Origin of the sequence: Acinetobacter sp. 1294243 (genome assembly GCF_000588015.1) — a bacterium.
GTDB classification, from domain to species: Bacteria; Pseudomonadota; Gammaproteobacteria; order Pseudomonadales; family Moraxellaceae; genus Acinetobacter; species Acinetobacter pittii.
In genome coordinates this window covers 1-3,936 of the sequence record NZ_JFXG01000038.1, presented here as the reverse complement: position 1 = coordinate 3,936, position 3,936 = coordinate 1, and the positions used below count along the sequence as shown (strand labels likewise).

General features: G+C 37.9%; 5 protein-coding genes and 3 tRNA genes. 5 read left to right on the top strand and 3 right to left on the bottom strand.

Translation table 11 applies throughout. The features are described from left to right. The coding region (locus tag J655_RS23915) for an alpha/beta fold hydrolase (protein WP_032024400.1) at positions 1-812 on the top strand (812 nt) is incomplete at its 5' end. Continuing rightward, entirely contained in the window at positions 805-1,566 is a 762-nt protein-coding gene (locus J655_RS23910) for a 4'-phosphopantetheinyl transferase family protein (protein WP_017482317.1), read from the top strand. The genes J655_RS23915 and J655_RS23910, both read left to right, overlap by 8 nt. A 163-nt stretch (positions 1,567-1,729) precedes the next feature. Here J655_RS23910 and J655_RS23905 read toward each other — a convergent pair. From J655_RS23905 to J655_RS23895, 3 genes are all read right to left on the bottom strand, one after another. Further along, positions 1,730-1,805: transfer RNA gene (locus tag J655_RS23905), tRNA-Gly, on the bottom strand. A gap of 45 nt (positions 1,806-1,850) precedes the next feature. After that, a tRNA-Gly gene (locus J655_RS23900) sits at positions 1,851-1,926 on the bottom strand. A 45-nt stretch (positions 1,927-1,971) separates the two neighbouring features. Further along, positions 1,972-2,047: transfer RNA gene (locus tag J655_RS23895), tRNA-Gly, on the bottom strand. A 230-nt stretch (positions 2,048-2,277) separates the two neighbouring features. Between J655_RS23895 and J655_RS23890 the strand changes: the two genes are divergently transcribed. From J655_RS23890 to J655_RS23880, 3 genes are all read left to right on the top strand, one after another. After that, on the top strand, positions 2,278-2,586 hold the full coding sequence (locus tag J655_RS23890; RefSeq protein ID WP_005804768.1) for a BolA family protein: 309 nt from the start codon (positions 2,278-2,280) through the stop codon (positions 2,584-2,586). 11 nt (positions 2,587-2,597) lie between these two features. Then, positions 2,598-2,990 carry a SirB2 family protein gene (locus J655_RS23885; RefSeq protein WP_005071964.1) on the top strand — a complete coding sequence of 131 codons (393 nt, stop codon included), beginning with the start codon at positions 2,598-2,600 and terminating at the stop codon, positions 2,988-2,990. Positions 2,991-3,066: 76 nt separating this feature from the next. After that, positions 3,067-3,909 carry a ParA family protein gene (locus tag J655_RS23880; RefSeq protein WP_005071966.1) on the top strand — a complete coding sequence of 281 codons (843 nt, stop codon included), beginning with the start codon at positions 3,067-3,069 and terminating at the stop codon, positions 3,907-3,909. Positions 3,910-3,936 lie beyond the last annotated feature (27 nt).

The following is a 3,936-nucleotide window of genomic DNA, read 5'->3' as shown; positions in this document are numbered from 1 at the left end:
GTATGCAAGCTCCAACGCCTAACTGTTTCAGCTATCAGAATCGATATTGGATAGAAATCTATACTAAACAACCAGTTGGTTCAGAAAAATCTTCTGCATTATTTTTACACGGTATTCCATTCGATAGCACATGTTGGCTCCCAATAATTAATAAAATCACCTATGATCAGGTCGCTATGATGGACCTACCTGGACTTGGGCGTTCAGGTAGTTACGAGGTGATGGAAGATAACAATCATCAGTTTATTGATAATGCTGCAAAGCTTTTAGCACCAAATAGTGTTGTTATTGCTCACTCGTTAGGATGTTTATTTGCATTGAGTCTTGCACAGAAATATCCAAATAAAGTTGCACGTCTTATCCTTATATCGCCTTATTTCGTGCAGGCACAGGCCGCAAAAATATTTCAAATACAAACGATCTCTAATCTAATTTTCCGTTTTGTATCGAAAGATAAAATTGCTAAAAATCTGCATCCAGATGGACAAAAAAATCTATCTGTTGGTTATGCGATGGATTCATTACACCGGGTGTCGGTAGCCAAGCATATTAGTGAGTATATGCATCGTATTAGTTTGCCTCAGCAGAGAGTATCTCAAACAGCTTTGTTAAACGAGCTTGGCTCTAAAGTTGAAATCATTGTTGGAGAGAAGGATCCAATTGTTACTACAATAAGTCCTAATATTCCTGTACATATCATTGCTGGCGCAGGCCATAATCCGCACGTTACCCATGTAGAAGCGGTTTATGATTATCTCACACCAGTTCTAACCAAATATATCAGCACCACAGTACAGCTCAGTGATGTCTGATATTTCCAAAGTACAGGTTTATGTCTGCCCGGTTTCACGCGTGCCACAAAACCATCTCATATTGAGTCATTATCTCAGCTTTCTCAATGCGGCAGAAAAGTTGAGATATGATCAATATCATCCTCATGCTGCACGACTTTTCTTAATCTCTCGTGTCTTAACGAAGTCTGTTTTAGCAGATAAGTTGGGTATTTCACCCTATGAGGTCATCATTCAATTACAACCTAACGGCAAACCTTTTATACAAGGTAGTAAAGCTATTTATTTTAATCTTAGTCATTCAGCAGATGTTATTGTTCTTGCGATGACTGAAAAAGGAGAAATAGGAGTTGATGTTGAACGGCTGGACCGTGGGTTCGATTGGATGCGTGTCGATAGCGTCTTAGCGCCAAGTGAAATTGAATGGATTCAGGAAAATGAAAGGATTGATCCATCCAGTGTATATCAGCGTTTTTTTCAAATATGGACCTTAAAAGAATCCTATATTAAATGTACTGGCGAAGGAATGAGTCGTCATTTAAAGAAGCTCAACTTTCATGTGTTAGCTGAACATATAGATTTTCTCGATTCAACTCGTGATATTCAAAAGACAGAAGAATATTATTTCCAAAGCTATGTCTATGATCATAACTTTATCTTTTCAATCTGTTTACAGCAGCTTCTTGCCCAAGAAAGATTTGATCTGGATTGTTTTCAATTAGTGCCATGTATATCTACACATCGAATAACGCCAGTACCCTGCAAATATAACTAGATTAACTCGATACAATTACTTATTTAAAAATCTGAGTCTATTAATGAAATATTCGGCCTTGAGCTGAGCTATTCTCAGAATATACTGTGAATTGATAGAACGTAAAATCATCGACCAATAAAAAGAAAAAAGCCCCAGTCTTTCGACTAGGGCCTTTTAAATTTGGAGCGGGAAACGAGACTCGAACTCGCGACCCCAACCTTGGCAAGGTTATGCTCTACCAACTGAGCTATTCCCGCATATATAAGCAGTTTTTACTAAAACTTTCTCAAAAAAAACCAATTTGGAGCGGGAAACGAGACTCGAACTCGCGACCCCAACCTTGGCAAGGTTATGCTCTACCAACTGAGCTATTCCCGCATATATAAGCAGTTTTTACTAAAACTTTCTCAAAAAAAACCAATTTGGAGCGGGAAACGAGACTCGAACTCGCGACCCCAACCTTGGCAAGGTTATGCTCTACCAACTGAGCTATTCCCGCGTGCCGCTTATAATACATTAAGCAAAACAAGGGTCAACAACTTTATGCAAATAATTATGCTGATTGCATAAAATAAAAACAGAAATGACCATTTAGCGGTATTTTTGTTGTTAAGTTGCCGAATAAATAGACATTTTGTTTGAAGTCAAAGCATACAAGAGCAACTTTTGTTTGTGTGTAGACAAGGTATACTAGGTTCAAATATACGAATAATCGTAAAAGGAAAAGCTATGAGCCTTGAACAACAGTTGATTGAACGGTTACAAACACTTGCACCTAGTCATTTGGAAGTGATCAATGAGTCTGCCGGGCACGGTGGTTATTTTCCAGGCAAGGAATCTCATTTTAAAGTGATTATAGTGAGCAACGAATTTAATGGATTGCGTTTAGTTCAACGTCATCAAAAAGTATACGCGTTAGCTTCTGATTTAATGAATCCAGGCCAAATTCATGCTTTAGCGATTCATGCTTATTTGCCAAGTGAGTGGCAAGGTCAAGCACCTGCTAGCCCAGAATGTGCACATGCACCTAAAAGCTAAGGGTTAATTTCATGGATGCACATTTACTCACTAAAATTATTCATATGACTGCGGTAGCTGCTGCACTTATGGTCTTTGTTTTACGCGCTTCAACTCTGTTTATAGGTGTTCAAGGTGAACAACCCAATCCAGCAGGGCGTAAAGTATTAGTTGCCTTACAACATTTGTCATTTACCGTGGTTTTCATTACGGGTGCAATTTTGTTAGTCATGAAAGACTTTCAAGTACAACCGTGGTTTTACGCTAAAATTATTCTATTTTTAGTGTTGTTATCTTCCTTGATGAAAGCCTTTAAAAAAGATGACACTCTTTTGTTGGCACAGCGCCGTGCAGGTTTAGTCATTAGTGCGATTGCATTTATTGCTATTATTATCTTAGTGATTGTGAAACCTGTTTTTGCTTAATTGTTCTACATTCTTTGCCTTTTTGATTAAGCTCTAGGTTAAACTGCGTACAGTAAAATAATATGCAGAGGGAAACATGTTAACTCGTGTGGTGTTTAACCAAAAAGGCGGTGTAGGGAAATCAAGTATTACTGTAAATTTGGCTGCAATTAGTGCCAAACATGGCTTAAGAACATTGGTGATCGATCTTGATCCTCAAGCCAATTCTAGTCAGTATCTTTTAGGTGACGAAGCAACCTATTCTGCTGAAAAATCAATTTTAGAGCCAAATATCGAAAATTTCTTTGATGATGTGTTGGGCAACAATCAACAAAAGGGTTTAATCGGTAACGCATTAGGTTCAATTTTAAAAGCTCCAAGAAATAAAGATCTCGACAGTTTTGTTCATTCAACTCCTTTTGCAAAATTAGATGTGCTTCCAGCAAGCCCTACACTTGGCGCGCTTGAACATGCGCTTGAAAGTAAACATAAAATTTATAAATTACGTGATTCGATCCAAAACTTAGTTGGGCGATATGACCGTATTTATATAGACACACCACCAGCATTTAACTTTTTTACTCTTTCTGCTCTGATTGCGGCAGATAAAGTACTTATTCCTTTCGACTGTGATGTTTTTTCAAAGCGTGCGTTACAAACATTGATTGAAAATGTTCTCGAAACGCAAGATGATCATAATGATCGCTTGGAAATTGAAGGAATTGTGGTGAATCAATTCCAATCCCAAGCAAAATTACCTCGGGAAGTGGTTCAGCAGTTAAAAGATGAAGGGTTGCCTGTACTCAATAGCATGTTACCGCCTTCGATTTTGATGAAAGAATCGCATCAGAAAAATTTACCTTTGGCCCATTTGGCACCCGAACATAAATTGACTCAAGCTTATGAGACATTGTTTGGTGAGATTGAGCCAAAACGATAAGAGAAAAATGATGAAAGGCTTATATAT